This window comes from Motiliproteus sp. MSK22-1 (assembly GCF_001968815.1).
Lineage (GTDB): Bacteria > Pseudomonadota > Gammaproteobacteria > Pseudomonadales > Balneatricaceae > Motiliproteus.
On record NZ_MIEQ01000035.1, the window covers coordinates 17,201 to 44,150 of the forward strand.

Sequence of the window (26,950 nt, forward strand, 5' to 3'; positions counted from 1 at the left end):
ATGTTAAAAGGTGGAATGGGCAACCTGATGAAACAGGCTCAGCAAATGCAGGAGAAAATGCAGGAAGCCCAAGAAGAAATTGCCAATGCCGAGGTTACCGGTGAGTCAGGTGCTGGCATGGTCAAAATTCAGATGAATGGTCGTCATGATGTTAAACGGGTGAATATTGATGCCAGTTTAATGGGGGAGGACAAAGATATTCTGGAAGACTTGGTCGCTGCGGCTATCAATGATGCAGTTCGTAAAATTGAGACTTCGACTCAGGAAAAAATGTCAGGATTGACCGGTGGGATGGGAATGCCTCCTGGGTTTAAAATGCCGTTCTAACGTCCTTTCATCGTCAGGTTGTTTGTTTTGGGTGTTGTACGGTCAATGTCCACCTGTTATTCGTAGTTAGTGACTCTCATGAGCAATGATGGATACAGCTCTTGTCGGTACAGCTCCTTCCTAAGTCGTTAGAAGAGTAATCGTGACCTATGGCATTTAGTCCGCTGATAGACGAATTGATCAGTGCTTTGCGTTGTTTACCTGGAGTTGGGGCCAAGTCCGCACAGAGAATGGCGTTTCAGCTGTTGGAACGTGATCGAAAGGGAGCGCTGGTATTGGCAGCAGCACTGGGTGATGCTATGCAACAAGTTGGGCATTGTCAGACATGCCGGACCTACACGGAGGAGAAAACTTGTTTGCTTTGCTCCAATCAACGCCGTGATGGCTCGATATTGTGCGTTGTTGAAACGCCTGCCGATGTCTTGGCGGTAGAGCAATCGGGGACCTATAGTGGTCGTTACTTTGTACTTCACGGGCATCTTTCTCCGATTGATGGTCTTGGGCCAGAGGACATCGGCATGCCGCAGTTGCTGGAGCATATTACTCAGTCTGAGATCGTTGAAGTCGTTGTGGCAACAAACCCAACGGTGGAAGGAGAGGCTACAGCTCATTATATTTCTGAGCAGCTAAAGCCGTTGGGCGTGAAGGTCAGCCGTATTGCACATGGGGTGCCTCTTGGAGGCGAGTTGGAGTATGTAGACGGTGGCACGCTGGCTCATGCATTTGCAGGACGTAAACAGTTGTGACTAATCCAGAGTCGATTATGGTTGAGACCAAGTCAGGTGAGGTAAATACTGAGTCTTTAGATCTTGTTGCTATTCATAAGGCCGCAGAAGACTATGAATGGGTTGATAGCAATGAGCGCCTCGCAGCTCTTTGTCTTGAATGGCGTAAACAGCCATTGCTGGGGCTGGATACTGAATTTTTAAGAACCGATACATTTTACCCAAAACCGGGGCTCATTCAGGTGGCTTGTTGTGGCCAGTGCTACTTATTGGATCCGTTGAAAATTACTGAATTCGATGAATTTATCAGAGTTTTGACAGACCCTTCGGTGTTGAAGATTCTTCATGCCTGTTCAGAGGATCTTGAACTGTTTGTTGAATGTTTCGGCGCAGCACCGCAACCGATTTTTGATAGTCAGGTCGCTGGTGCTTTTCTTGGCTTAGGCTTGTCGATTGGCTACCAACGCTTGCTGGATACCCTGTTTCAAGTAGAGGTTGGTAAAGAAGAAACGCGTTCAGACTGGTTACAGCGCCCCCTCACTGATGCTCAGAAGCTTTATGCAGCAATCGATGTTACCTATTTAAGTCCAATTCATCAGATATTATCGGACAGGCTGCGTCAACAGGGTAAGTTGGCCTGGGTTATGGAGGAGTGTCAGCGTCTGGTGGATTCGGCGGCACAGCCCGCTGATCATGGCCGCAGTTACCTGCAGCGTTTTAAGCAGGCCTGGAAATTACAGCCTAAACAGTTGGCGGTATTAAAAGAGCTGTCTGCCTGGCGCGAGGATGAGGCTCGAAAAAGAGATATGCCAAGAAATTTTCTGCTGCATAACAACTCTATTATGGAAATGGCAATACGGCCTCCTGGTAACATGAGGGCTTTAGCTGCCGTTGAGAAAATGCGCGGTCGCACAGTATCCACCGATGGTAAGCAGTTATTAACGTTAGTACAAGACGCCCTGGATGCTCCTCTGGATCCTAACCTGGAGTCACCACCTCGACCTTTGCCCAGCAGTTGGGCAAAACGTTTGAAACCTTTGAAAGAAACCATCAGGCAAGTAGCCGATCAACTTGAGCTGGCTCCCGAGATGCTGGTCAGAAGAAAAGACCTGGAAGAGCTTGTTCGTAGCGGTCTCGACGGCCAGGAATTTGCGTTGCCTGTCGAATTGAAAGGCTGGCGTGAAGAGGTTGTTGGCCAGCAACTGCTGGAACAATTACAGTCGATTGATAAAGCAGAATAGCTGGTTCAGTTGATTAACTCCATTGGTACAGAAGTAAAACGGTAACCCAATGAAACGAATCTGTTGTATCTATAAAAGCGCTAAAAAAGATGAAATGTATCTTTACGTTGATAAACGTGAGGCTCTTTCGCGAGTACCTGAGGTCTTGCTATCCAGCTTTGGAAAACCTGTAGAGGTGATGACATTGCTTATTACTCCTGGAAAAAAACTAGCTAGAGTTGATGCTGATAAAGTTCTGGAGGAGATTGAAAAGCAGGGTTTTTATTTGCAGATGCCGCCAGCAAAAGAAGAGTATATGCTGGATCTCTATAAGACTCCGACAGAAGCAAAGTACTGATATCCGAGGGTACTATTTATGGCTGCTCAGCCCTTCTGGGAAACAACAGCGCTGGCTCAGATGGATCAGTCCCAGTGGGAGTCTTTGTGTGATGGTTGCGGAAAATGCTGTCTTCATAAAATTGAAGACGAAGATACTGATGAGCTGTTCTATACTCGCATCGCTTGTACGTTGCTCGATATTGACAGCTGTCGGTGTCAGGATTACACCAATCGGATAAAGAAGGTTCCCGAGTGTCTTCGGTTGAAGCCGGAGGATGTAGCTGAGTTTCATTGGTTGCCAAAAACATGTGCTTATCGCTTGATCGCTGAAGGTAAGAAGCTCGAGTCCTGGCATCCCCTGATCAGTGGAGATCCAGATTCTGTGCACCGCGCGGGCGTGTCAGTCAGGGCATGGGCCGTTTCTGAGTCAGAGGTATCGGAACAAGAGTGGTTTGATCATGTTTTGGAGGGGGTGGAGCTTTAGGCTTGCTGCTACCTGAAAGGTTGAGGTTTTATTCTGATTGTAATGGTTTCTGTTGTTCTTTTTCAGACAGCTATATTGGCAGTGAGGAATGCAAAGAGAAGGGGAAGCAACGAGAAGGGAAATAACGAACTGAGATATAAAAAAAGGAGCACTGATGTGCTCCTTTTTTGGCTAGTTACCGGGCTAGTACCTAGCTGTTAGGCTGTCGCTTAACGGTTTTCCATTTGCTGCTTGATCAGGTCACCGATAGTGGTAGGACCGTCAACAGAAGTCTGTTGCTTATTGAGGTTCTGCATAGCAGTCTTCTCTTCAGCAACGTCCTTAGCTTTGATGGAAAGGCTGATTGAGCGGTTCTTACGATCAACGTTGATGATCTTGGCTTCGATAGGATCACCTTCTTTCAGAACATCGGCAGCGCTTTCAATACGCTCTACACTCAGCTCAGATACCTTGATGAACGCTTCTACACCTTCAGCCAGCTCAACGGTAGCAGCACGCGCTTCTACGGCTTTAACAGTACCGTTTACGATAGTGCCTTTAGCATGAGCAGAAACATAATCGTTGAATGGGTCGCCGTCCAGTTGCTTGATGCCTAAAGAGATACGCTCTTTTTCTGCATCGATAGACAAGATAACAGCTTCCACTTCTTCGCCTTTCTTGAAGTTGCGCAGAGCAGCTTCGTTGTCGGCATCCCAAGAGATGTCAGACATGTGCACCAATCCGTCCAGGTCGCCTTCCAGACCAACGAAGATACCGAAGTCGGTGATGGTCTTGATGGTGCCTGTTACGCGATCATTGGTGCTGAATTTCTCGGAGAAGTTAACCCATGGGTTGCCAGCGCACTGCTTGATACCCAGAGAAATACGACGACGCTCTTCGTCAACATCCAGAACCATAACTTCGATTTCGTCACCCACCTGTACAACTTTGGAAGGATGGATGTTCTTGTTAGTCCAGGACATTTCGGATACGTGTACAAGACCTTCAACACCGTCTTCCAGTGAAGCGAAGCAGCCGTAGTCAGTCAGGTTGGTAACGCGAGCCTTGATCTTGGTGTCAGAAGGGTAGCGCTGCTTGATGTCGGCCCATGGATCTTCCTGAAGTTGCTTCAGACCCAGAGACAAACGACCAGACTCTTGGTCGAACTTGATGACCTTTACGGTGATCTCATCGCCCGGAGTCAGCATGTCGCTTGGATGAGAGATACGCTTCCAAGCCATGTCAGTGATGTGTAGCAGGCCGTCAACGCCGCCCAGGTCTACGAATGCACCGTAGTTGGTCAGGTTCTTAACGAAACCTTTAACTTCCATGCCTTCCTGGATTGTAGCCAGAAGCTCATCGCGCTGAGCGCTGTTCGCTTCTTGAAGAACTGCACGTCGGGAAACCACGATGTTATTGCGCTTTGGATCCAGCTTAATCAGCTTGAATTCCAGCTCTTTGCCTTCCAGGTGGTCAACATCGCGAACAGGGCGAACGTCTACCAGAGAACCAGGCAAGAAGCCTTGAATGTTGTTGATCGCAACAGTAAAGCCACCTTTGACTTTGCCGTTGATAACGCCGGTAACAGTCTCTTCAGCATCAAATGCTTTCTGCAGTTCCTGCCAGGTTTCAGCGCGCTTAGCTTTTTCGCGAGACAGTTTTGTCTCACCGAAGCCATCTTCAACTGCTTCCAGAGCAACACAGACTTCATCACCGATAGCGATTTCCAACTCGGAAGTTGCGTTGATGAATTGGTTGCGGGGAATAACAGCTTCAGACTTCAGACCGGCGTTAACAGTAACCCAGTCGTCATCGATATCGATAACAGTACCAGTCACAAGTGAACCGGGTTTCATATCGATATCTTTTAGGGATTCTTCAAAAAGATCAGCAAAGCTTTCGCTCATTTTTAATCCTATGGGATTCGGACGATTGTCCGATCACCGTTTCTAAGCCTGTAGCACCAGCAGATACAGGTCAGTTAAGTATTAGCGCCTCTCACAAGCTGGTTAATAAGTGAACGAGCGCAGACTAAGGGAGCGCAAATTATACAGCAAATTAACAAAATGCAATAGACTATATTTTACAACCCACCAATAAGCATAGCACGATGTACTGGATGTGGAGCTTTAATCTAAAGAAAGCGCTATGCCGGCTATCTGGAGACAGCTTAATGTGCCGATATTTATGGGTGAAGCTCCTGAGCCACCAAGCAAGTATTGAGTTGTTTTCAGTGCTGGTGTTGATAACAACGCTTTGCTGATTAAAGCGCTACTCTGATTAAAGTTCTTTCTTCGGGCAAGAAAGTGGTCGCAGGTAATCTTATAAAAGGCTATTGATACGGCTGTTAAGGTCCTTGATGCAGGGAGATTTGATTGTATCTATGTCTTCTTTGAGAGAAGGGCTCAACGGGGAGGGATCATTGGTGCGGAAATACTTCAACAACATGGCTTCCTCTCGACGGTCATTGGCAACAATACCAATACTATCTCCGATACAAAATGCAAAAGGAGGGAGGTGCTGGGATAACAACAGATCTTTTTGTTCTTCTTTAAGGCTTAATTGGTATTGTTTTAGTACATCAAGGTAAACATTGGCAGATTCCAGTGCCATCGCTTCTTTCTGAAATTCAGTAAATCGATCGGCATCTTTTGATTGCTCAAGGAATGAGGCCAAATTTTTAATCGCTCTTTCCCGCTCATCTTTGAGTAGTCGCGGGGCAAAGCGCTCATTATTATCTTTATAATTTTGCAGCAGTGCCACTTCCTGTTCGAGCTTGGCGACTTTCTTCCGATAGCCCGCAAGCTCTGATACCAATGCCTCCTTTTCTTTGCTCAGAGATATAATGATTTTGTCAGTGGCCGCCAGGTTTTCTTCGCCGATACTCGAAGGGATCTGTAGTTGGCCGTCAACGCCAGTGGTTACGCTTCTGGTATCATCAGCTCCCCGACTGATAGGGGTGACGGCACTACCAAAGCCTGCCAGGGCGTCAACATTTTCATCGTGTACTTGACCAACTTTGACTGCTAAAAAATAGCCGCCGATGCCGAGTGCTATCAACAGGATAAAACCTACGGCACCTAGAATGAGTTTTTTAGAATTCATCTTTGTTAGTTCTGCCAGCTATATGTGTTATGTCTTGTTATCGCCAGGTACTGTTGACCGGATGCTAATTATTGCTTGCCTGGAGAGTTTTCGGGTTAAGAAAATCCAGTAACACCTGACCACTTTCCTTAAGGAGAGCGTCTTTTTCAGGATCAGTATTATGCTGGTTTTCTGCAAGCTGCTCCAATTCCGCATAAGATTCTATGGGTGGCTGATTCTTAGCATGTCGACGACGATTTTCCAAATCCAAACGCCATTGCTGGTCTCTTTCCCGGCGTTGTTTCAACGCAACTTCATTAAGGAGCAGGTCGTTCTCCTGCCGACGCTGCTTCATATAGTCAATCTGTTCAAACATCGCCAGGAAATCGGGTTCGTCTTCAATGCGCTGCTGATGGGCTATATCCAAAGATGTGAGTAAGTGATTGAAATCAGGAAAGTTCAGGTGAGGCAGAGGTTTCACCTGATCCCAGGGTAAAGCGCCCTTGGCGTTGCTTTCACCTATTTCATCCGGATCATAGAGAGAGGGTTGGGTGATATGGGGCATTACTCCCTTATTTTGTGTGCTGTCGCCAGATATTCGATAGAATTTGGCGCGAGTCAGTTTTAGCTGTCCTGCATTCAATGGGTGCATGACCTGAACCGTTCCTTTGCCAAAGGTCTGACTACCAACCAGGATCCCTCGGTTGTAGTCCTTTATGGCGCCTGCGAAAATTTCTGAAGCTGAAGCACTGAGTCGATTAACCATGACGGCTAAAGGAATTTCATAGTGTTTCGGGTCCTGATCAAATTCAACTCTGACCTGTCCCCAGGAATCTTTGATTTGCACAACCGGGCCTTGAGGTATGAACAGACCGGCAAGGTCCACGGCCTCTCGAAGTGAGCCTCCACCATTGTTACGAAGATCGACAATAAGTCCCTCAATGTCTTCTTCCATCAGTTCCTGTAGTAACCGCTCAACATCTCGAGTGGTGCTTCTGTAGTTGGGGTCACCGTCTCTCAGCGCATTGAAATCAATATAGAATGTGGGGATGCTAATCAAACCCAGCTTGTGAGTTTTCCCATTGCGTTCGATTTCCAGTACTTTTTTCTGTGCAGCCTGTTCTTCCAGTTTTACTTTGTTACGTACAATCACTACTTCTTTAGTGAGCTTGTCATCGCTGCCTGCTGGAATAATCTGTAGCCGCACGGTGCTGCCTTTTGGACCACGGATCAGGTCTACGACTTCATCCAGGCGCCAGCCTACGACATCAACCATCTCTTCATTTTCATCCTGTCCAACACCGACAACCAGATCCCCCGGGCCTATTTGGCCTGTTTTGTCTGCGGGACCTGCCGGTATCAAGCGAACGATCTTGGTATTTTCATATTCAGTTTGTAGTACTGCGCCAATACCTTCTAGCGACAAGCGCATGTCAATGTCGAAGTTTTCTGATCGGCGAGGTGAGAAATACTGTGTATGGGGTCCATAAAGGCTGGCCAGAGCGTTTGCGTAAGATTGAAATACATCGTCGCTATTGACCTGATTCAATCGGTTAATCTGATTCTGGTAGCGCTTTCGTAATAACTTTTCGGTGTCGCTGGTGTTTTTGTCTGAAAGTCTGAAATTCAGGACTGTGCTTTTCAGACGCTTACGCCAAAGGTCATCCAGTTGAGATCTGTTGGTTGACCAGGGAGCTTCAGAGCGATCTGCTTCCAGTTGTTCATTGAGCTCGAAATCAAGATCGTCAAGTCCTGCTTCTATTCGCGTTAACAGATACTCCAGGCGTTCTTTGGTTCTTTGCTGGTATCGGTGAAAAACCTTGAAGGCAAAGTCCAGGTCGGACTGGGCGATTCCGTCATCAAGTTTGTATCGATGACTCTCAAACTCTTCTATGTCGGAGGCAAGGAAATAAAGTTTATTTTTGTCCAGTCTTTCAAGATAAGCATCAAATAGTTGGGAGGAGAATTGGTCGTCAACAATAAGTTTACGGTAATGCCCTAATCGTAAGGTTTTAGCCAGGCTGCGTAAGGTTTTCGTATGCGTGGCTTCTGGTTCCAGCTTAGACAGAGGGAGATCAGTGGAAGCCAGTAAGTTAGGTGAACAGATCGCTAATAGCGAGACAGTCAGGGTGACACTTTTAATCAATTTGATTGGCAGCATAGGCATTAGTACTTCGCGCTTCATTTATCGAGTCAACGTCCATCAGACAAGTATATGGATATATCAGTTCCATTGAGAAGCCAATGTTGGCCTTATCTCATAATGCATTAGTATAGCTGTAAGGTTATTATTTGTATGCCTTTGAATTTGATGTTCTATTGGTGAGTTTTCGGCCTTAATATATTTGTGTGGCTATATGCTGGATCCCTGTCTCTTATAAAAGGAAGGTATCGGATGGGATGGTACAGCTGGAGTCAGTTGGTACTTGGTCCAGATGGTGCTTGAGTGTGATTGGATCTGGAAGCCTGATTTGCATGGTCGGCCTGTTTATTTGCAGAGTCGGCCTGTTTAAACGTGGAGTGTTTTTTTTGATTGCTTACTTTGGGAAAAAAATAGACCGGGTCCGTGGCCCTGTTGTGGGTGTACTGCTGTTCCTTTCGGGGTTGCTAATACAGGGCTGTAGTTTCGATCTGGATGATCGTCTGGAAAAGCTTCGATTGGAAGCTGCAGCTAATGATAAGGCTGGTCAGGCTTTTCTGAAAAGCAACCTGATGAAAGATGGGGTTCATCGTACAGAGAGTGGATTGCAGTATAAGATTTTGAAGGAGGGTGGCGGTAATAAGCCTGGAGCCGATGACGTTGTTAAAGTTCATTACCGAGGGACTTTAATAGATGGGACCCAATTTGATAGCTCCTATGATCGGGGCGAAGCTGCTGTTTTTCCGGTTAGCCGATTGATTCCTGGTTGGACTGAAGCGTTGCAGCTGATGAAGGAAGGCAGTTACTGGCAGCTGTATATACCCGCTTCACTCGCTTATGGTAAGAAAAGTCCATCGACGGCGATTCCTACCAACTCTACTTTGATCTTTGAACTTGAATTGATTTCCATCGAACAGTGATTTGTTGTTTGTCCGGACCTGCCTCGTATTTCTCCCGAGATGAAAGTCAGCGCTCCAAGGGACTTGTTCGCAGGTTCCCTAAGGAATACTCTTATCGGTACGTTATTTATAAAGCTGTTGCTAGGAACATGTAGATGTCTATCTCGACTTTTAATCAACAATTGCTGGATTACCTAAGCTTGTCACCAACACCATTCCATGCTGTTGAAACGATGAAGCATCAGCTGTGTGAAGCCGGCTTCAGAGTTCTGAATGAGCGTGAGGCCTGGTCATTAGAACAAGGCGGGTGTTACCTGGTTACGCGTAATGATTCTGCGTTAATCGCTTTTGTGATGCCTGGCAATGAGCAGATGATCGACCAGGGATTCAGGATGGTTGGTGCTCATACGGATAGCCCTTGTTTGAAAGTAAAACCAAATCCTGAGCTGAATCGTGATGGCTATTTTCAGTTGGGTGTTGAAGTTTATGGTGGTGCACTGCTAAATCCCTGGTTTGACCGGGACTTGTCGTTGGCTGGTCGAGTGAACTATGTTGATGACAGTGGTGAGCTTGCTCAGGGGCTGATTGATTATCAGGACCCTATCGCCGTTATTCCGAGTCTGGCGATACATCTGGATCGTGAGGCCAATGAAAGTCGTAGCATCAATGCCCAGAAACACTTACCGGTTATTTTGTTCCAGAGTGAAAATCAACAAACTGATTTCAGAACCCTGTTGCTGGATCAATTGAAGAGACAAGGCATTGAGGCTGCAAAAGTACTGGATTACGAACTGCTGTTCTATGATACTCAGGCCCCGGCGATGATCGGTTTAAATCAGGATTTTCTTGCCTCAGCACGCCTGGATAATTTACTCAGCTGCTTTGTCGGATTAAAGAGCCTTTTGGATTCAGACCGAAGCCGTGGTGCCATACTGGTTTGCAATGATCATGAAGAAGTCGGTAGTGTCTCGGCGGCTGGTGCTGACGGTCCTTTCCTGCAATCTATTATAGAGCGGATTGCTCCTGATGTGGAATTAAGGAATCGAATGCTGGCCAGCTCCATGATGATTTCTGCGGACAATGCTCATGGTATACACCCCAACTATGCCGATAAGCATGATAGCAATCATGGACCCAAACTGAATGCAGGGCCTGTAATCAAGATAAATGCCAATCAACGTTACGCTACAAATAGTGAAACCAGTGCGGTGTTTCGATTCTTGGCGGAACAGGAAGAAGTGCAGGTACAGGCCTTTACCGTTCGTTCTGATATGGGATGCGGCAGTACTATCGGCCCGATGACTGCTGCGAAGATAGGGGTACCTACTCTGGATGTTGGTGTGCCTACATTTGCTATGCATTCTGTTCGGGAGTTAGCTGGTCGGGATGATTCCGAGAGCCTTTATCGAGTACTGAAGCGTTTTTACAGTGATCAGGCCTGAGGTGTTGATTCAATCTTTAGGGATGTTCACTAGCTTTTAACTATAGGCGTATTTACTGGTTGTAGATATGCCGTCCTGTTACAGAAACAGATATGCTTGACTGAGTCATTAACAGTTGCCATTCAGTTGCTTAGCCAGTGAATGGTCATGACTATAAACAGCAGGTAAGCGACAAAGCTTGACGGAACGACCTTCTCAGCAAGAGGGTCGCTTTTATCTTTAAGCTGCGCTGCGACAATTAATGCTCCGGAAACCAAGGCCATTAATCCAAGGGCGAACAAATAGCCATCAAGGGATTTTTCCTGAGGGTACATCCCTAACAAGGTGCTCAGGGCTGCGACTATGGCTATGACCAGAGAAAGTCTGCCAAACCATCGAATCCATCTACTACTTAACTGCATGATCATTGTCTTTCATTACCCTGATATTCCAGAGACGTTAGTTTTGCCCCGGTGTTATCTTATAATTGAAGATTAACAAAGTTATTGCTTTGCCGTTCGTGCTAAATACTGGTCCAGTTGATTGGCAAAAGCCTGACGATCTGCGTGACTGAATGAGGACGGGCCTCCCGTTTCAACCCCGCTGCTTCTAAGGGTTTCCATAAAATCTCTCATATTCAGTCGTTGGCGTATGTTTTCAACGGTGTAAAACTCGCCCCTGGGGTTGAGTGCATTAGCCCCTTTATCGATAATTTCTGAGGCTAAAGGGATGTCTGCGGTGATGACCAGGTCGCCTTCGTTGCACTGCTGGACGATATGGTTATCAGCGACATCAAACCCGGGGGGGACACGAACAGAGCTTATAAACTGTGAAGGTGGTGTCTGGAGAGTCTGATTTGCCACAAGTACCAGTTCAATTTGCACTCGCTCGGCAGCGCGATACAAAATTTCTTTGATGACCTTTGGGCAGGCGTCGGCGTCGACCCAGATTTTCATGATTGTTTCCTTAATCGCTCAATAATAACTATGGGTAGTGAGTCCTGTACGTTGAGTACAATAGTTGACTGACGAAGCTACATCCATAATGGGCTTATTTGCAGGTTCTGCACAATAGTTTTTGTAGAAACAATAGGTTTGGCTGAATGTTATTGTTCGTAGCCTATAGGTAATTCGACTCGAAAGCAGCTTTCTTGACCTGGTATGCTGTTGAGATAAATAGATCCCTGATGAGCGGATACCACGGCGTTGACCAGGCACAGTCCCAATCCCATACCGGGTTCATTGCGGCTTTGGTCGGCGCGATACAGACGCTTGAAGACATGAGGCTGATCAGCCAGTGCGATACCTATGCCGTTATCTTGAACCTCTAATATTATCTGATCTTTTCTGCGTTTCAGGCAGACCGAGACCAAGCCACCGGGCGGGGTATATTTAATAGCATTATCCAGCAGGTTTCCCAGTACTTGCTGCATTCGCATGCTATCGGCAGTCAGTGAGCAATGGGCTTCTGTTTTCAGTGTTAAGTGGATTTTTTTTTCTTCAGCGACATAACGATACAGTTCCACTGTCTTATGAGCCAGTACGCCGAGATCTATAGGCTTCAGATGGAGTTTCAGTATGCCGCTTTCGGCTTCGGATATATCCATCAGGCTTTTTAACATGGACTCAATACGCTCGCTTTCCTCAGCGCAATCCATCAGAGCTTCCTTCAATCGGCTTTGTTCTGGCTGTGAAAGTGCTGACTCAAGGCTCAGGCGCATTCTGGCCAGTGGTGTACGCAGATCATGAGCGACGGAGTCCAGAGATTGTTGCATTCCATTAATTAATCCTTCTATTTGAGCGAGCATGTTGTTAAATAACTGTGCCAGTTTACCCAGCTCTGATCGGGGATTACGTACCGTGACTCGTGCTTTTAAGTCCCGAGCGCGAAGGCTTTGTACTGTTTCAATCAGATCGTACACCGGGCGCAGAGCATGCCAGTTCATCCATGCAGTCAACATCAGACCCAGAATAAATAAGGGGACCATGACCTGTAATACTAAACTGCGATATTGGCCTATCTGAATTTTGCGGGCGGCGACGGACTGTCCAATGCGAAGGCTGTTTCCAGACTGTAAATCAACTTCTTTGAATAACAGTTGAATTTTGGAGTCTGCCAGTTGAGCCTGTTGCCATTCATCGTTCTCCTGCCGTTGGTCTGACTCTAAGATTTGATTCCAACCTGCTGGCTGGACTAGTAGCTGAGTCTGGCGTTCCCTGTCAATCAGTTCTACCCGCATGGCGCTTCGTTGGAAGTAGGGAGCGTCTCGCTCAATCACCAGTTCCAGTTTGTGTATTCCTGCCTGGACTTCTAGCCGTTGATAGCTTTCCAGAAAAGAGTTGATGAGCTGTTGATCTTTTTCAAGCTGGCTGCGGCTCAGTAAATAGTCAACCGTTATAAATAAAACTGAAGCACAGAGGAGAAATAACAGCGCAAATCTAAGAGTCAGATCAACTGCGGTATTGCGATGAAGTAAATCAGTCAGCTTTGAGAACATAGCCAACGCCTCTTAACGTATGCAGCAACTTCATCCTGAAGCCCTTGTCGATTTTGCTGCGCAAGCGACACACCAGTACATCCACTACATTGGTTTGAGGGTCAAAGTTAAACTCCCAGACATGTTCGAGAATGAGCGTTTTTGAGAGTACTCGACCCGGATGGCGTAACAGGTATTCCAGTAACTGGAACTCGCGAGGTTGCAGGTGGATAGGCTGATTGTTTCGGGTAACTGTTTTTCGGTAGGGATCCAGTTCTAAATCGGCTAATTGCAGTTTTGTCAGGCGAGCATCACTGCCTGATAATAGTTGCGACCTTCGTAATAATGCCTGGGCCCTGGCTTGCAGTTCAGTAAAGGAGAATGGTTTGGTAAGGTAGTCATCACTCCCCGTTTCAAGACCTCTGACCCGATCTTCGACAGATCGCTTGGCGCTGAGAATTATAACCGGTGTAGACAAGCCACGGGCCCGCAATTCTTCTATGACCGATAGACCATCCTTGCCAGGCAGCATCACATCGATGATCAACAGGTCATAGTCACCCTCCAGCGCCATTGCCAAGCCATCATTGCCGTCAAACAGGGTATCGATGACATCGCCGGATTCCTGGAACCCCTGGGCTATATAAGCAGAGATTTTTTGATCATCTTCTATCAGTAATAGTTTCATCGATGAAGCATCCACTTCTGTATCCTTTATTGGCTACAGAAGGTTTTTTGTAAGCGCAGATAATAAAACAACGTTAACACTGTCAGTACAGACTGGCACCTGATTACTCTGAACCTTTCAACATTGTAATGTTGTCGCAATCTTCAGGTAATCCTCCTATTTATACAGTAGTTCCATCAGCTTGTATGGCTGTTTCTACTACAACTGAGTTTTTTGTTTTGCCTGATATCTCAGCAAACAAATGACCTGAAACAATGGAGATTATCTATGAAATCTAATCTGATGGGTTTTACTACTGCTCTGGCATTGACTACTGCCATGAGTGTCCAGGCCGCTGAATTACCTCAGCAAACTTTTCTGAATCTGGAAACTGCTCAGAAGTTAGCTAATGAAGCTCTGATCAACTGTCTTGAGGGTGGATATAACGTCAGTGTTGCGGTGGTGGATGCCGCAGGTCTGACCCGAGCGTTGATCAGGTCTGATAAGGCAGGACCTCACACTTTAGAAAGCAGTCGTAAGAAAGCATACACCGCTGCAAGCATGGGGCGTCCTACTGCTGACTTTGCGAATCTGATCAAAAAGATGCCAGAAGTTGCAGGGTTACGGGATATGGATCCAAATATCCTGATCTTGGGAGGAGGATTGCCTATTAAAGTAAATGATCAGAAAGTCGGTGGCATCGGGGTGGGTGGTGCTCCGGGTGGTCACCTGGACCAGGCTTGTGCCCAGGCTGCTATCGATAAAGTGTTGGGATAAACCTGAGTTTTAGAGTTTAGTTGAAACAGACGGGCTTTTATGGCCCGCTTTTTTTGAAACTGAGATTTCAGTCAAGGTTTTCAATGAATATAACCTGATGGTGTTTATTGTCAATTTTATCTTGAGTTGTAATATCGTTTAATCTCTTTGTATTAAGTTTTTGTGACTAAAATCATTCCTATCGCATTCATTGCTAATTTATAAAAAATACTCTCTCCTGGATTACAAATTTTTATATTGAATATGAAATATAGGGTTAAATGTCAGATGGTGATCAATGTCATATTTGGGTGGTCAGTCATAATCTGTATTCTTATCATTTATAATCCTTATTTAACAATAAGATAAAGTTGGCGGTGACTTTTTTTTGTTAAAAATTTTCAACTTTCAGTCGTTACCGAAATCGCTTTTTCTGTCCGTAACATCGTTGTTTTTTCTTGATTTTATTCAATAACTGCTAACTTGATCAGGATCAAATCAGTAAGAGCTTCAGGAACAATTTGATACGGATCAATTCGTCTATTTCCTATAGGTTTAATATAAATTCCGGCTCATCAGATAACCCTTCTGTTCATGGCTAGTGAACAACTGATGATTAGGAAAGACAATCGTGATTGGGCCATAGTTCTCGCCTTTTTTTAACTGGGTGATAAAAGTCCTGTAGGAGGTCACCATCCATGAAACGAGCTACATTAGGATTATCCGCTTTAACCTTGGCAATGGGTTTGAGCGCTGGGGGGAGTGCATTTGCAGCGAATGCTGCACCGACTCTGACTCCAGAAGAGTTTGATAAAGCCAAGTCTATGTATTTCCAGCGCTGTGCTGGTTGTCACGGTGTGCTACGTAAGGGTGCTACCGGTAAGAACCTGGAACCCGTGAACATGCTGAAGAAGGGGACTGATCGTCTGTCCCGGATCATCGAGCTGGGCACTGAAGGGGGAATGAACAACTTCAACGATATCTTCTCCAAAGAAGAAATCGACCTGTTGGCCAAGTACATTCAGATGGAACCACCAGTTCCACCAGAAATGTCTCTTGCTCTGATGAAAGAGCGTCATAAGGTTTTCATTGAGCCTAAGGACTATCCAACGAAGCCTCTGCACGGTCGTAACTGGAAAAACTTCTTCGTCGTTATCGAGCGTGATGCTGGTAAAGTAGCCATTATCGACGGCGATACTAAAGAAGTTATCGACCACATCGATACTGGTTATGCGATCCACGTAATCAAGGGTACTGAGCATCACAAAACTCAGCACGATGAAAAGTATGAAACTGGTCGTTTCTGGTACACTCAGGGTCGTGACGGTAAAATGACCAAGATCGATCTGTGGCAGAAGCCTGGCAACATGCTGGTGGCTGAAACCCAGATGGCATACGACGCACGTGACGTTGCTGTCTCCGGTGATGGTAAGTACGTTATCGGTGGCGGTTACTGGCCACCACACTTTGTAATCCTCGATGCAGAAAACATGGAGCCGCTGAAGGTGGTTTCTACCCGTGGTATCGACGTTGATGGTAATTACGTCAACGAAGCGCGAGTAGCTGCAATCTACACCACTCCTAACGAGCCAACTTTCCTGGTAGCGGTTAAAGAGCTGGGTCAGATGTGGCAGGTGGATTACACCGATCTGGACAACCTGCGTATCGAGCAAATCAACTCTGCTAAGTTCCTGCATGATGGTTTCTTCGATCCTTCGGGTCGTTACTTCCAAATCGCTGCTAACGCTTCCGATAAAATGGTTATCGTAGATACCAAGACTCGTAAGCTGGAAGCGATGATCGATACAGACGCCAAGCCACACCCTGGCCCTGGTGCAAACTGGATAGATCCTGAATGCGGTCCTGTAGCAGGTACTACTCACTTGGGTGTCGGTCTGGTATCTGTTTGGGGTAACGATCCTGCCAATAATCCAGACAATGCCTGGAAGCTATGCTACGAAGTTGAGACTGATGGTGCCGGTGTCTTCATCCGTACCCATCCTGATTCACCTTACGTATGGGCTGACCAGACCAAGCATCCTGAACCTGAAGTTCAGCAGTCAGTACAGGTCTTCGACAAGAAAACCCACGAAATCGTCAAGACTATTCGTGTGACTGAGGAAGAAGGTAAAGCAGCGGTACACATGGAGTACAACGCCGACGGTACTGAAGTCTGGGTTTCTGTATGGAACCGTGCGGACAACGGTAATCCAACGGGTGAGATCGTTGTTTATGATGCCAAAACTCTGAAAGAGATCACTCGCATCAAGGGGCTGACTACTCCGACTGGTAAGTTCAACGTTCATAACCGCATTAATCACGTGACTTAATTAATCGGTTCTCGTTGTACTGCTTGAAGTACTGTTACTGGCAGTGCTGTTAAGAAGTGCTAACAGGAGAGGTGGTTCTCACCTCTCCTGTTTTTCTCAAACATCTCATTAATTTATTTTCGGCCAGGAGAGTTGGTAATGGCTATCCCACAAGCGCTCAAGACGCTCATGTCGCGCAAGCTTATTCTGGGAACATCCGTTGGCGTTGCGCTTATATTTATGCTGGCGGGGGTGATTTTCTGGGGCGGATTCAATACCGCAATGGAAGTTACCAACACCATGGAGTTCTGTATCAGCTGTCATGAGATGGAGGAGAACGTCTACCAGGAATACAAGAAGTCTATTCATTACAATAACCGTGCAGGAGTTCAGGCGACCTGCTCAGATTGCCATGTACCCAGACCTTGGGGGCATAAAGTTGTACGGAAAATCCAGGCATCTAACGAAGTGCTACACAAAGTCTTAGGCTCCATCGATACGCCTGAGAAGTTTGATAACAAACGATTAGAGCTGGCCAACAATGTTTGGAAAGCTATGAAGTCGACAGATTCTAGAGAGTGTCGTAACTGTCATGATTTCAAAACCATGCAGCCGGAAAATCAAAAACCCCGTGCTCGCAAGCAACATATGAATGCAATGACTGCTGGTAATACCTGTATCGATTGCCACAAAGGTATTGCCCACAAGCCGGTTCACGATCAACTTTCTGATGAAGAAATTGAATCGCTGACTAAGCCCGATCCCTCTATTGCGATCAATCTGCCACCCCAGTGGGAAGAGTTTATCGCTAAAGAGGAAGAAGAGAAGCGTCTGAAGAAAGAACAAGCAGAGGCAGCAGCGGAAGCGGCCAGGTTAGCTCGTGAAAAAGCTAAGGCGGAAGCAGCTGAGTTAGCTAAGCAGCAAGCAGAGGCGGGTGCTGTCGCTACTGCATCCACACAGGCTCCGAGCGCTGCAAGTGCCGGAAATGGTGTTGACTGGAGTCTGGTGCCCAGTCGTGAAGTGACCATTTTCTATCCGGGTCAAACCTCAATGGAATGGGTTCTTCGTGGAAAAGACCACGGTGGTGCTCGTCCGGTCAAGGCTGGTGATCGCTGTGTCGATTGTCATGATGCAGAAACAGCGGACATGGGGCAGAAGATTGTTACTGGAGAGAAGAAGAAAGTAGAGCCAACGTTGATTCCGGGTAAGCGAGGAAGTATACCTGTTCAGGTTCAGGCCAGTTACGATGCCACTAATCTGTACCTCCGATTCCAGTGGGCTGATGCTGAGCACACACCGGTTCCCTTTGTCGAAGGTGGCAAGATGGATCCAGAGAATCAGATGAAACTGGCCTTTATGCTGGCGACAGATGATATCAAATATGCAGGGCAAGCCGGATGCTGGGGTACTTGTCATGCAGATCTGGATAGCATGCCGTTTGCACCTGAAGGTCAACAGGTCACTAAGTATCTGACTGAGAGTCGTACTAAAATTGAGCTTAAGGGTCGCAGAGGTAAAGCACTGGGTGGCTGGGATAAGCTGAAATCTGAAGATGAGATTGCCAGTGAGTTTAAAGCTGGACACTATATGGACATCATTCGCTACAAGAGTGGTTCTAAATTAGTGGAAGATGGTCATATCCTGGCTAGCCGTGAAATGACCGAGGCTAATCCGACTGAATTTGTAGCTAACAAAGAAGGTGATCAGTGGGTGGTCGAGGTGGTCCGGAAATTAAATACTGGCAAAGAAGGGGATGTTCCGCTGGCTACTGATCAGGTTTACAATTTTGGGTTTGCTATTCACGATGACTATACTCAAGCCCGTTACCACCACGTTTCCCTTGGGTATAAGCTAGGGTTTGATAATGTTGATGCAGAGATCAATGCTATTGCTAGATAGTTATGATTGAAGGCGTACATTGTTCAGGGTAAAGCCGAGGAGCGTTGAATGTTCAATTGCCTTACTCGGGCAACTAAAGGGTGGCTAATAGTCACCCTTTTGCTGTTGTCCATGCCATTCAGCTTGGTTGCGATTGCTGACACTCATGAGATTGAAATCAAAAGAATGAAGTTTCGTACACCGGAGTTGAGTATAAAAGCCGGAGATACAGTGATTTGGAAAAACATTGAATATCGCCAATATCATAGTGTCTGGTTTGAGTCGCTTGGTGAACCGGAACCTATTGACTATATATTCCCAGGGGATTCCTATAGCCGGACTTTTGAACAACCGGGTCGCTTTCCCTACCGTTGTGGGCCCCATCCCAAAATGACGGGTGTTATTCATGTGGCCGAATAGTGGATTGCAGAATCGTTCGTCTTTGCTCCCCGTCTCTGAATTCTTTAACGTGCTGGGAGCTTTGTAGAGTCCCGCTGAAGTAGGTAAGTGTTGCAGAAGTCGTTAGACAGCAATGTGAACTGCAGATTAACTGCTCGGCGTGTGGAAAGGGGCGGTAGAAACTGTTGGGAGGATGAGCCGTTATTCCTGGTTTTAAAGGGACTGAATGACAGTAATCGGAATGAAAATATTCACTGGCCGTCCATAGTGATTTATCGTCGGCCAGTATTTAATGACGGGCTGCCGTGGTCACCAGGCTTTGAGTTTAATCGGAAAAGTAAAAACTGCTCAATTCCGGATGTTCTATCACATTGATTGGAATATGTCTTCTATGAACTCTGGCAACAATATTTTCGGTTTCTTCCTCTGGTAAATCTGCCACCACTACGAGATCTCGTTCTTCAAGGTCACTGTCTTCAAAATCCTTTTCCAAATGAGTGACTTCGGCTTGATCGATGAGTCGCTTGAGGGGCTCGCTAGGATCATAACTGATCACGGTAACCCGAACTTTTGCCTGTACTAAAACTTGCGCTGTGGCTGCGGCTTCAGATCCACTCCCTATTAACAGGGCCTGGGTTGAATTTGAACGAAGTAGAATCGGCAGAGTGTCCATAATCTCATCCTTTAAAGCGAAAGACGGCCTCAGGGGTCCGGCAGTTTTGATCATTGCGAAAGATCCCAGTTTGGCTATTTTTCTGGATCATAATCTCTGCTCGGCGGTGGCAACTTGTCCAATGTCAAGATATCAAAAGAGCAACTTGAGCTGGGTCAACTGCCTTGGTATGGCCGATAGAATTTGTCTTATATCAAGGAGTGACCCGCTGCCAGGCGTATTCTGGTAGCCAGTGATATTTGAACTGAGGTTTTGTCGTGAAGAGGTCATTGATCAGCCAGGTACGATTTACTCGTGGTTGCCCTGCCAGGAGAATAAAACAGGGCCTGGGGCTTGCACTGTTGCTGGCGTCAAGCACTGCCTGTATGGCTGAGAGTTCTCTTGATGTAAAACGTCAACAGGAGCTGACCTATATGCTGAAGCATGATTGCGGTTCCTGTCATGGCATGACGCTGAAAGGAGGGCTGGGCCCGTCTCTATTGCCGAATACTCTATCGAGTAAAGGGCATAACATTGAAAGCTTGAGCCTCATTATTCGTTATGGAAAACCGGGTACGGCAATGCCTCCCTGGGGGCCCGTTTTAGCGGAAGAAGATATCCGCTGGATTGCAACACAATTACTTGAGACAAACTGATTGGATTTCAGCAAGCCCGGAAGAGGTATCAAATGAATAGACGTATTTTCCTGAAATCAACGCTGGCCTCGGCGGCATTGCTTTCTGTGCAGGGCTGTAACTCTCTGGCAAGCCAACCAGCAAAGCAAGAGTATTGGATGCCCACTGGAGACTTAGGGATCGTCATCGAAAGAGCCGACGGCAAGGTCGCTCTGGTTAATACAAGCAGCCGTGAGAAATTGGCTGAAATAGAGGGGTTGGGGGATCTCTCCCATGCATCAGCGGTGTTTTCCCGCAATGAACGTTTTGCCTACGTTTTTGGCCGAGACGGTGGATTGACCAAAGTTGACCTGATTACTCGATCTATTGACCGTCGAGTTGTTCAATCCGGCAACAGCATCGGTGGAGCGATTTCCCAGGACGGAAAGCTGGTTGCTGTTTCAAACTATACACCGGGTGGCGTGCAGGTTTTTGACAGTGAAACGCTGGCGCCAGTGCTGGATCTACCTGCTGTTGGAAAAGATGGCCAGGCCTCAAAAACAGTGGGCTTGGTTGATGCGCCAGGACAGCGTTTTGTTTTCAGTCTATTTGATTCTGGGGAAATCTGGCTGGTGGATTTTAGCGCTGCAGAGCCAAAAGTTACTCGTTACCAGGATATTGGCAAACAACCCTATGATGCGTTGATAACGCCAGATGGCCGTTACTATATAGCCGGGTTGTTTGGAGAAGACGGATTGGCGCTTCTCGATCTCTGGCATCCCGAAAAAGGTGTTCGTCGTATTCTGCCAGGTTATGGTCGTGGCCAACAGCGTTTACCTGTGTACAAAATGCCGCATCTTGAAGGCTGGGCCATTGCTGGTAATAAAGCCTTCATCCCTGCGGTGGGACGGCACGAAGTGCTGGTGGTGGATACAAACACTTGGACAGAGATTGATCGTATCAAAGTCCACAGCCAGCCGGTATTCGTGATGTCCAGCCCGGATGGGCGGCAGATCTGGGTTAATTTTGCTTTTCCTGAGAACAAGCATTTACAGGTCATAGACTCGGATAATCATCGGCATATTCAGCATCTGGAGCCAGGAGAAGGGGTACTGCATATGGAGTTTACCCCCAGAGGAGAGGCTGTTTGGGTTTCGGTCCGTAACAATAACGAAGTTCAGGTTTTTGATACACAGGATTTCAGCAAGTTGGCAACACTGTCTATTGATAGCCCAAGCGGTATTTTCTTCACGGCCAGAGCGCATCGGATAGGTCTTTAAAATGTCCTGTGAATACGGCCTTGGTAATCGGTTTTTGAAAAGGAGCGTGTATGTATCAGCTTAATGAGCAGGAACGCCAGCTGTTGAATCTCTATCAGCGTCAGTTGCCGATACAGGAACGGCCCTACGCCACGATGGCCGAGGCTTGTGGTATGAGTGAGTCCGAGGTGATTGATTGCCTTAGTCGCTGGCAAGAAAGTGGAGTAATCAGTCGAATCGGAGCCGTGGTTAACCACCAGAAAGTGGGTGCCAGCACCTTAGCTGCCTTAGCGGTACCTGAAGATGAAATTCAGGCGGTGGCTGAACAGGTTAATGGCTTTGCCGAGGTCAATCACAACTATGAGCGAGAGCATTTCTTTAATCTGTGGTTCGTTCTTGCAGCTCCTTCTCAACAACGAATTGATGAAGTTCTGGAAGAAATTGAATTAACAACTGGTTTGCCGTTGCTTAATTTGCCCATGGTGAAAGCACATCATCTGGATTTGGGGTTTGCGCTATGAATTATAAAAGCGTGCATTCAGCAGAGGTAAACGCAACCACGCTGATGGCAAATAGCACTAATGCTGATTTATTAAATATAAACAACATCGGCACCAACAGCAGAGGATTCAGGCGAATGAGTTTCAATGGTGGAAGTATCCATACCGCTAAAGTTGATATAGATCCTACTGATGCTTCAGGAATCCTGCTTCAAGCCCTCCAGGAAGGTCTACCTATTGTTGAGCGTCCCTACGCAAAGATAGCCGATCAATTGGGTTGGACTGAGCAGCGGGTTATCGATGAACTGGAAAGTCTTTCCAAGTCAGACCGGGTTCGACGTATGGGAATTATTGTTAAACACCGTGCCTTGGGTTTTACGGCCAACGCCATGGTGGTTTGGGATATTCCCGATGATGAGGTGGACGCTGTAGCAGAGCGCATGGCTGAAGATAACTGCGTTACTCTTTGCTATCAACGACCTCGTCGGTTACCTCAGTGGCCATACAACCTCTTCTGCATGATTCATGGGCAAGAGCGCGATCAGGTCCTGGGACGTCTGGATCAGTTGGTCGAGAACCTGAGCTTACAACAATATGCCCATCAGCCACTGTTTAGTACTCGCTGTTTTAAGCAATGTGGTGGTCGCTACTTTCGTACTCCAAAGAATGGAACTGCTGATATAGGAGTGATTAAGAGTGAAGCGTCTAAGGTTGAGGTTTCAAGCATGGACATCGCTGATATCAACAGTAAAAGCGTAGCGATGGGGGGAGCCCATGTCTGAAAGCGCTGCTACCGTCAGTGGTTTGCCAACCGGAAACTGTTCCTCCCGTGTGGCCGATCCGGCTGGTGTCGATAAAAAAATAACAGTAGCTGAGCTGGACACCACTGATCGTGCCCTGATTAACGAATACCAGAGTGGCTTTCCGTTATGTTCAGAACCCTACGCAGAGGTTGGTCGTCATTTAGGTATTGAAGAAGCAGAGGTTATTTCACGAATATCGAGATTGTTGGAATCAGGGGTTCTTACTCGCTTTGGTCCTCTTTTCAATATCGAAGCTTTTGGTGGGCAATTTACATTGACTGCTATGGAAGTGCCTGAAGAGCGGTTTGAAGAAGTTAATGAAATAGTTAATGGATTTTCTGAAGTCGCGCATAATTACGAAAGGGAACATACCCTGAATATGTGGTTTGTGCTCGCTTGTGAGTCTGTTCAGGAAACCGCAGAGGTTCTGGGGCAGCTGGAGCAGGCCACAGGTCTGAAGGCTTACCCGTTTCCTAAAACTCAGGAATTTTTTATCGGCTTGAGGTTTGACGCATGAGTTCCTCTGAAAAAACAGCCTGTTCCTTAGATGCGCTTGACCGTCAACTCATTGAAGAAACGCAGCAAGGACTGCCTTTGACGGCAAAACCTTATCAGACCATTGCCGAGCGCCTCAACTGTGATGAAAAAGAGGTTATCTCAAGGCTTGAAAGAATGATGGAGCAAGGCGTCGTTCGCCGAATCGGAGTAGTCCCTAATCATTACAAGCTTGGATACCGCTACAATCTGATGACGGTTTGGGATGTTCCTGATGAGAAGGTTACTTCTCTGGGGGAGTCGGTGGGGGCGTTGGATTTTGTCAGCCACAGTTATGAACGACCGCGGCATTTACCTTTATGGCACTACAATCTGTTTGCCATGGTTCATGGTCGCAGTGAAAGTGAAGTTGAGCAGAAAGTCAGTGTCATCCAGGAAATGCTGGGTTCACATTGCAGGGACTTTCGCCTGCTTAACAGTAAAAGAATTCTGAAAAAAACCGGGCTTCGATTGAAAAAAAGCAATTGAGAAAAGCAATTGTAACAGTGCACCAATCAGGGCTGACTGCGATGGTGGTTAAACCCATCGAGAAGACTCATTTTGAGGAGATCCTATGTTCCGTTTGACCCATTATGTTCGTGAGCTGGTTAGCCCCGGCAGTCAGCGTAAACCGGGTACTCCACCTGGTCCCGTCGTGATCTGGAACCTTATTCGGCGTTGTAACTTATTATGTAAGCACTGTTATTCCATTTCCGCTGATACAGATTTCAAAGGAGAACTGAATACAGATGAGGCGTTCGCCGTATTGGAAGATCTGAAAGGATTTAAGGTTCCTGCCTTGATTCTTTCCGGTGGTGAACCTCTTTTGCGACCCGATATTTACCAAATTGGTGAGCGAGCAAAAGAACTTGGCTTGTATACCGGGCTGTCCACTAACGGAACTCTGATTGATGAACAGGAAATTAAGAAGTTAAAGCAGGTTGGATTCGATTACGTGGGAATTAGCCTTGATGGGTTAGAGAAAACCCATGATGAGTTTCGACGCAAGGAAGGGGCTTTTGCCGCTTCTTTTAAAGCGGTTGAACTCTGTAAAGAGGCGGGTATCAAGGTTGGACTACGTTTTACGTTGACGGAAGACAATGCCAGTGAGCTGGCTGAACTGCTTGATATCAGTAAGGAATACGACATCGAAAAGTTTTACCTTTCCCACCTTAATTATGCCGGCCGAGGAAACAAAAACCGCGGAGATGATGCCTTTCACCGCACCACCCGAGACGCTCTGGATTTGCTGTTGAAAGAGGCGCTTGATGATGTAAAAGAGGGCCGGGCACGGGAATTCGTGACAGGCAATAATGATGCTGATGGAGTCTATCTTTATAAATGGGCTCTTCAGAACTTCCCGGAGCAGGCGGAGCATATTCGAGAGTATCTGGAGGCCTGGGGAGGGAATGCTTCGGGTTTGCATATCGCGAATATTGATAATCTGGGAACTGTCCATCCAGACACCTTCTGGTGGAATTATGATCTTGGTAATGTCCGGCAGAAACCATTCTCTCAAATTTGGTCAGAATCCGATGATCCTTTGATGCAAGGCTTCCGTCAACAACCCCGGCCGGTAACAGGGCGTTGTGGTGCATGCCAATATCTGAAAATTTGTGGCGGAAATACACGTGTTCGCGCTTATCAGTTGACTGATGATCCCTGGGCTGAAGATCCTGCCTGTTATCTGACTGATCAGGAAATTGGCATTGATACAGATGTAGAGCGGCTTCAGACAACACCTTATGTGCATAAATCTAAAAGTCAAAACGGGTCCGTCGCGAAAGGGACAGGTTTGGCAGAATCAATCGCGGTGCAGAATATATGAAGCGTTCGACCCTGTCCTCTGCTGTAGGTGGATTATGTCTGGCTATGACATTACAGATGCTTATCACGGCTGATACAAAGGCTTCCAGCCCTGCTGTGATTCAACCGGCTGTAGCTACTGCCGAATCTGTGATTAAGCTCTACCAGGATAACTGTGCTTCCTGTCATGGAATTGAGAGACTGGGAAGCATGGGACCGGCGTTACTTCCGCAAAATTTGAAGCGCTTGCGTAAAAAAAGTGCTGTTGAGGTCATATCGAAAGGCCGGGCGGCTACTCAGATGCCCGCTTTTGGGGAAAAACTGAGCGGAAAGGAGATTCAGTCTCTGGTCAGTTATATTTATACTGAATTACCCACAATCCCAACCTGGGATATGCTGCAAATCCTGGCTAGCCGGATGGTTAATCAAAGCTCAGACTCTCTGAGCAACAAGCCGGTTTTTGACGCAGATCTGATGAACCTGTTTATTGTGGTTGAGTTAGGAGATCATTCTGCCACCTTGCTTAATGGTGATAGTTTCGAACCGATCCATCGTTTTAAAACCCGTTTTGCTCTCCACGGTGGCCCCAAGTACTCTCCCGATGGCCGTTACGTCTATTTTGCATCCCGGGATGGCTGGATCAGTAAGTTTGATATCTACAATCTTAAAACCGTGGCGGAAGTCCGTGCCGGTATCAATACCCGTAATCTAGCCGTCTCCAGTGATGGTCGATATGCAATTGTTGCCAATTACCTGCCCCACAATTTAGTTGTTCTTGATACCGAGACGTTAAAACCACTGAAGGTAATTGAAACCCGTGGCCGTAACGGTGAAACATCCCGTGTCAGTGCCGTTTATAATGCGCCGCCCAGAAATAGTTTTGTGGCTGCAATGAAGGATCTTAAGGAGGTTTGGGAAATCAGTTACGAGGACGAACCTTCTTCAGATTTTTCAGGATGGGTCCATGATTATCGCAAAGATTCGGGTGAGAACCGCGAGATAGAGCCTTTTCCAGTGCGTAGTATCAAAGTGAAATCCTATCTGGATGACTTCTTTTTTGATCAGAGCTATAGCTTACTCCTGGGAGCATCACGTCAGGGGGAAGGAATTGTTTTATCACTGGATGCCGGTCGTATGGTTAACGAGCTGGATATCCCTGGAATGCCTCATTTGGGTTCAGGTATCACCTGGCAATATCAGGGAAAAACGGTGATGGCGACGCCCAATCTTAAAGAAGGGGCCGTCAGTATTATTGATATGGAAAGCTGGGAAACAATCAAGAAAATCAAGACAAATGGGCCGGGTTTCTTTATGCGTAGTCATAAAAATTCTCCTTATGCCTGGGTCGATGTTTTTTTCGGTCCCAACAAGGATCAGGTCCACGTGATTGATAAGGCGAGTCTGGAAATCGTCAAAACCTTGATACCTGCTCCAGGAAAGAACGCAGCACATGTGGAATTTACTAAAGATGGTCGCTATGCCTTACTCAGTATCTGGGATACCGATGGAGCCCTGGTGGTCTATGACGCAGAGTCGTTGGAAGAAATAAAACGACTGCCAATGGCTAAACCTTCTGGAAAGTACAATGTTTTCAATAAGACCCGTTATGAGTCAGGAACGAGTCATTAGATGATGAGAAGTCGATTCTGATCTTCACCAAAAACAGCGTTGATAGCCAT

The 26,950-nt window shown here is 46.7% G+C and carries 27 protein-coding genes; 19 read left to right on the forward strand and 8 right to left on the reverse strand.

Features of this window, described 5'->3' with window-relative positions:
• From BGP75_RS09425 to BGP75_RS09445, 5 genes are all read left to right on the forward strand, one after another.
• Complete coding sequence (locus BGP75_RS09425; protein ID WP_076718085.1) at positions 1-327, forward strand: YbaB/EbfC family nucleoid-associated protein; 327 nt, start codon at positions 1-3, stop codon at positions 325-327.
• A gap of 149 nt (positions 328-476) precedes the next feature.
• Positions 477-1,073, forward strand: coding sequence for a recombination mediator RecR (gene recR, locus BGP75_RS09430; RefSeq protein ID WP_076718087.1), 597 nt, complete (start codon positions 477-479; stop codon positions 1,071-1,073).
• On the forward strand, positions 1,070-2,293 hold the full coding sequence (rnd, locus tag BGP75_RS09435) for a ribonuclease D (RefSeq protein ID WP_083704724.1): 1,224 nt from the start codon (positions 1,070-1,072) through the stop codon (positions 2,291-2,293). Before recR ends, rnd begins: the two co-directional genes overlap by 4 nt.
• A 49-nt stretch (positions 2,294-2,342) precedes the next feature.
• On the forward strand, positions 2,343-2,630 hold the full coding sequence (locus BGP75_RS09440) for a YcgL domain-containing protein (RefSeq protein ID WP_076718090.1): 288 nt from the start codon (positions 2,343-2,345) through the stop codon (positions 2,628-2,630).
• 18 nt (positions 2,631-2,648) lie between these two features.
• Positions 2,649-3,095 (forward strand): YcgN family cysteine cluster protein, encoded by a 447-nt coding sequence (locus BGP75_RS09445; RefSeq protein ID WP_076718093.1) that lies wholly within the window; start codon positions 2,649-2,651, stop codon positions 3,093-3,095.
• Between the two features lie 209 nt (positions 3,096-3,304).
• On the opposite strand, the gene rpsA is transcribed toward BGP75_RS09445, so the two are convergent.
• From rpsA to BGP75_RS09460, 3 genes are all read right to left on the reverse strand, one after another.
• Positions 3,305-4,981 (reverse strand): 30S ribosomal protein S1, encoded by a 1,677-nt coding sequence (gene rpsA, locus BGP75_RS09450; RefSeq protein ID WP_076718096.1) that lies wholly within the window; start codon positions 4,979-4,981, stop codon positions 3,305-3,307.
• Between the two features lie 415 nt (positions 4,982-5,396).
• On the reverse strand, positions 5,397-6,179 hold the full coding sequence (locus BGP75_RS09455; RefSeq protein WP_076718098.1) for a hypothetical protein: 783 nt from the start codon (positions 6,177-6,179) through the stop codon (positions 5,397-5,399).
• A gap of 64 nt (positions 6,180-6,243) precedes the next feature.
• On the reverse strand, positions 6,244-8,343 hold the full coding sequence (locus BGP75_RS09460) for a carboxy terminal-processing peptidase (protein ID WP_076718101.1): 2,100 nt from the start codon (positions 8,341-8,343) through the stop codon (positions 6,244-6,246).
• A gap of 263 nt (positions 8,344-8,606) precedes the next feature.
• On the opposite strand from BGP75_RS09460, the gene BGP75_RS09465 reads away from it, so the two are divergent.
• Both BGP75_RS09465 and BGP75_RS09470 read left to right on the forward strand, forming a co-directional pair.
• The gene (locus BGP75_RS09465; protein WP_198939324.1) at positions 8,607-9,218 is read left to right on the forward strand and encodes an FKBP-type peptidyl-prolyl cis-trans isomerase; all 612 of its coding nucleotides are present in this window, start codon (positions 8,607-8,609) and stop codon (positions 9,216-9,218) included.
• Between the two features lie 134 nt (positions 9,219-9,352).
• Entirely contained in the window at positions 9,353-10,639 is a 1,287-nt protein-coding gene (locus tag BGP75_RS09470) for a M18 family aminopeptidase (protein WP_076718105.1), read from the forward strand.
• Between the two features lie 122 nt (positions 10,640-10,761).
• Here BGP75_RS09470 and BGP75_RS09475 read toward each other — a convergent pair whose 3' ends face one another.
• The 4 genes from BGP75_RS09475 to BGP75_RS09490 all read right to left on the reverse strand — a co-directional run bounded on the left by BGP75_RS09475 (position 10,762) and on the right by BGP75_RS09490 (position 13,797).
• Positions 10,762-11,040 (reverse strand): hypothetical protein, encoded by a 279-nt coding sequence (locus BGP75_RS09475; RefSeq protein ID WP_143821026.1) that lies wholly within the window; start codon positions 11,038-11,040, stop codon positions 10,762-10,764.
• A gap of 81 nt (positions 11,041-11,121) precedes the next feature.
• Positions 11,122-11,574 carry a YaiI/YqxD family protein gene (locus BGP75_RS09480; RefSeq protein WP_076718109.1) on the reverse strand — a complete coding sequence of 151 codons (453 nt, stop codon included), beginning with the start codon at positions 11,572-11,574 and terminating at the stop codon, positions 11,122-11,124.
• A 149-nt stretch (positions 11,575-11,723) separates the two neighbouring features.
• Entirely contained in the window at positions 11,724-13,115 is a 1,392-nt protein-coding gene (locus tag BGP75_RS09485; RefSeq protein WP_076718111.1) for a cell wall metabolism sensor histidine kinase WalK, read from the reverse strand.
• Complete coding sequence (locus tag BGP75_RS09490) at positions 13,096-13,797, reverse strand: response regulator transcription factor (protein WP_304441972.1); 702 nt, start codon at positions 13,795-13,797, stop codon at positions 13,096-13,098. Before BGP75_RS09490 ends, BGP75_RS09485 begins: the two co-directional genes overlap by 20 nt.
• Before the next feature lie 252 nt (positions 13,798-14,049).
• Between BGP75_RS09490 and BGP75_RS09495 the strand changes: the two genes are divergently transcribed.
• From BGP75_RS09495 to BGP75_RS09510, 4 genes are all read left to right on the forward strand, one after another.
• On the forward strand, positions 14,050-14,538 hold the full coding sequence (locus BGP75_RS09495; protein WP_076718113.1) for a heme-binding protein: 489 nt from the start codon (positions 14,050-14,052) through the stop codon (positions 14,536-14,538).
• 677 nt (positions 14,539-15,215) lie between these two features.
• On the forward strand, positions 15,216-16,847 hold the full coding sequence (locus tag BGP75_RS09500; protein WP_076718115.1) for a cytochrome D1 domain-containing protein: 1,632 nt from the start codon (positions 15,216-15,218) through the stop codon (positions 16,845-16,847).
• Positions 16,848-16,985: 138 nt separating this feature from the next.
• Entirely contained in the window at positions 16,986-18,725 is a 1,740-nt protein-coding gene (locus BGP75_RS09505; protein ID WP_076718118.1) for a NapC/NirT family cytochrome c, read from the forward strand.
• A gap of 48 nt (positions 18,726-18,773) precedes the next feature.
• Complete coding sequence (locus BGP75_RS09510; protein ID WP_076718120.1) at positions 18,774-19,124, forward strand: plastocyanin/azurin family copper-binding protein; 351 nt, start codon at positions 18,774-18,776, stop codon at positions 19,122-19,124.
• Between the two features lie 304 nt (positions 19,125-19,428).
• Here the strand turns inward: BGP75_RS09510 and BGP75_RS09515 are convergent, their stop codons facing one another.
• Positions 19,429-19,776: a bifunctional precorrin-2 dehydrogenase/sirohydrochlorin ferrochelatase gene (locus BGP75_RS09515; protein ID WP_158070084.1), complete on the reverse strand. Its 348-nt coding sequence runs from the start codon at positions 19,774-19,776 to the stop codon at positions 19,429-19,431.
• A 257-nt stretch (positions 19,777-20,033) separates the two neighbouring features.
• Between BGP75_RS09515 and BGP75_RS09520 the strand changes: the two genes are divergently transcribed.
• The 8 genes from BGP75_RS09520 to BGP75_RS09555 all read left to right on the forward strand — a co-directional run bounded on the left by BGP75_RS09520 (position 20,034) and on the right by BGP75_RS09555 (position 26,900).
• Positions 20,034-20,411 carry a cytochrome c gene (locus tag BGP75_RS09520; RefSeq protein ID WP_198939325.1) on the forward strand — a complete coding sequence of 126 codons (378 nt, stop codon included), beginning with the start codon at positions 20,034-20,036 and terminating at the stop codon, positions 20,409-20,411.
• A gap of 32 nt (positions 20,412-20,443) precedes the next feature.
• Positions 20,444-21,649, forward strand: coding sequence for a cytochrome D1 domain-containing protein (locus tag BGP75_RS09525; protein WP_076718124.1), 1,206 nt, complete (start codon positions 20,444-20,446; stop codon positions 21,647-21,649).
• Between the two features lie 50 nt (positions 21,650-21,699).
• Complete coding sequence (locus BGP75_RS09530; protein ID WP_076718126.1) at positions 21,700-22,149, forward strand: Lrp/AsnC family transcriptional regulator; 450 nt, start codon at positions 21,700-21,702, stop codon at positions 22,147-22,149.
• Positions 22,146-22,910 carry an Lrp/AsnC family transcriptional regulator gene (locus tag BGP75_RS26615; protein WP_076718128.1) on the forward strand — a complete coding sequence of 255 codons (765 nt, stop codon included), beginning with the start codon at positions 22,146-22,148 and terminating at the stop codon, positions 22,908-22,910. Before BGP75_RS09530 ends, BGP75_RS26615 begins: the two co-directional genes overlap by 4 nt.
• Positions 22,903-23,448, forward strand: coding sequence for an Lrp/AsnC family transcriptional regulator (locus tag BGP75_RS09540; protein WP_198939326.1), 546 nt, complete (start codon positions 22,903-22,905; stop codon positions 23,446-23,448). Before BGP75_RS26615 ends, BGP75_RS09540 begins: the two co-directional genes overlap by 8 nt.
• The gene (locus BGP75_RS09545; RefSeq protein ID WP_076718130.1) at positions 23,445-23,954 is read left to right on the forward strand and encodes an Lrp/AsnC family transcriptional regulator; all 510 of its coding nucleotides are present in this window, start codon (positions 23,445-23,447) and stop codon (positions 23,952-23,954) included. The genes BGP75_RS09540 and BGP75_RS09545 overlap by 4 nt, the downstream gene beginning before the upstream one ends.
• Positions 23,955-24,039: 85 nt before the next feature.
• Complete coding sequence (gene nirJ / locus BGP75_RS09550; RefSeq protein ID WP_076718132.1) at positions 24,040-25,293, forward strand: heme d1 biosynthesis radical SAM protein NirJ; 1,254 nt, start codon at positions 24,040-24,042, stop codon at positions 25,291-25,293.
• Positions 25,290-26,900 carry a nitrite reductase gene (locus tag BGP75_RS09555; protein ID WP_198939327.1) on the forward strand — a complete coding sequence of 537 codons (1,611 nt, stop codon included), beginning with the start codon at positions 25,290-25,292 and terminating at the stop codon, positions 26,898-26,900. The genes nirJ and BGP75_RS09555 overlap by 4 nt, the downstream gene beginning before the upstream one ends.
• Positions 26,901-26,950: the final 50 nt, after the last annotated feature.

Excerpts from the sequence above, each read along its gene's own strand:
- BGP75_RS09495 (WP_076718113.1), top strand. The coding sequence starts at position 14,050 with ATGAAATCTAATCTGATGGGTTTTACTACTGCTCTGGCATTGACTACT.
- BGP75_RS09460 (WP_076718101.1), bottom strand. The coding sequence starts at position 8,343 with ATGAAGCGCGAAGTACTAATGCCTATGCTGCCAATCAAATTGATTAAA.
- BGP75_RS09455 (WP_076718098.1), bottom strand. The coding sequence starts at position 6,179 with ATGAATTCTAAAAAACTCATTCTAGGTGCCGTAGGTTTTATCCTGTTG.
- BGP75_RS09510 (WP_076718120.1), top strand. The coding sequence starts at position 18,774 with ATGTTCAATTGCCTTACTCGGGCAACTAAAGGGTGGCTAATAGTCACC.
- BGP75_RS09445 (WP_076718093.1), top strand. The coding sequence starts at position 2,649 with ATGGCTGCTCAGCCCTTCTGGGAAACAACAGCGCTGGCTCAGATGGAT.
- BGP75_RS09530 (WP_076718126.1), top strand. The coding sequence starts at position 21,700 with ATGTATCAGCTTAATGAGCAGGAACGCCAGCTGTTGAATCTCTATCAG.
- BGP75_RS09525 (WP_076718124.1), top strand. The coding sequence starts at position 20,444 with ATGAATAGACGTATTTTCCTGAAATCAACGCTGGCCTCGGCGGCATTG.
- BGP75_RS09485 (WP_076718111.1), bottom strand. The coding sequence starts at position 13,115 with ATGTTCTCAAAGCTGACTGATTTACTTCATCGCAATACCGCAGTTGAT.
- rpsA (WP_076718096.1), bottom strand. The coding sequence starts at position 4,981 with ATGAGCGAAAGCTTTGCTGATCTTTTTGAAGAATCCCTAAAAGATATC.
- BGP75_RS09505 (WP_076718118.1), top strand. The coding sequence starts at position 16,986 with ATGGCTATCCCACAAGCGCTCAAGACGCTCATGTCGCGCAAGCTTATT.
- BGP75_RS26615 (WP_076718128.1), top strand. The coding sequence starts at position 22,146 with ATGAATTATAAAAGCGTGCATTCAGCAGAGGTAAACGCAACCACGCTG.
- BGP75_RS09555 (WP_198939327.1), top strand. The coding sequence starts at position 25,290 with ATGAAGCGTTCGACCCTGTCCTCTGCTGTAGGTGGATTATGTCTGGCT.
- BGP75_RS09480 (WP_076718109.1), bottom strand. The coding sequence starts at position 11,574 with ATGAAAATCTGGGTCGACGCCGACGCCTGCCCAAAGGTCATCAAAGAA.
- nirJ (WP_076718132.1), top strand. The coding sequence starts at position 24,040 with ATGTTCCGTTTGACCCATTATGTTCGTGAGCTGGTTAGCCCCGGCAGT.
- BGP75_RS09470 (WP_076718105.1), top strand. The coding sequence starts at position 9,353 with ATGTCTATCTCGACTTTTAATCAACAATTGCTGGATTACCTAAGCTTG.
- BGP75_RS09425 (WP_076718085.1), top strand. The coding sequence starts at position 1 with ATGTTAAAAGGTGGAATGGGCAACCTGATGAAACAGGCTCAGCAAATG.
- recR (WP_076718087.1), top strand. The coding sequence starts at position 477 with ATGGCATTTAGTCCGCTGATAGACGAATTGATCAGTGCTTTGCGTTGT.
- BGP75_RS09475 (WP_143821026.1), bottom strand. The coding sequence starts at position 11,040 with ATGCAGTTAAGTAGTAGATGGATTCGATGGTTTGGCAGACTTTCTCTG.
- BGP75_RS09545 (WP_076718130.1), top strand. The coding sequence starts at position 23,445 with ATGAGTTCCTCTGAAAAAACAGCCTGTTCCTTAGATGCGCTTGACCGT.
- BGP75_RS09500 (WP_076718115.1), top strand. The coding sequence starts at position 15,216 with ATGAAACGAGCTACATTAGGATTATCCGCTTTAACCTTGGCAATGGGT.
- BGP75_RS09540 (WP_198939326.1), top strand. The coding sequence starts at position 22,903 with ATGTCTGAAAGCGCTGCTACCGTCAGTGGTTTGCCAACCGGAAACTGT.
- BGP75_RS09515 (WP_158070084.1), bottom strand. The coding sequence starts at position 19,776 with ATGGACACTCTGCCGATTCTACTTCGTTCAAATTCAACCCAGGCCCTG.
- BGP75_RS09440 (WP_076718090.1), top strand. The coding sequence starts at position 2,343 with ATGAAACGAATCTGTTGTATCTATAAAAGCGCTAAAAAAGATGAAATG.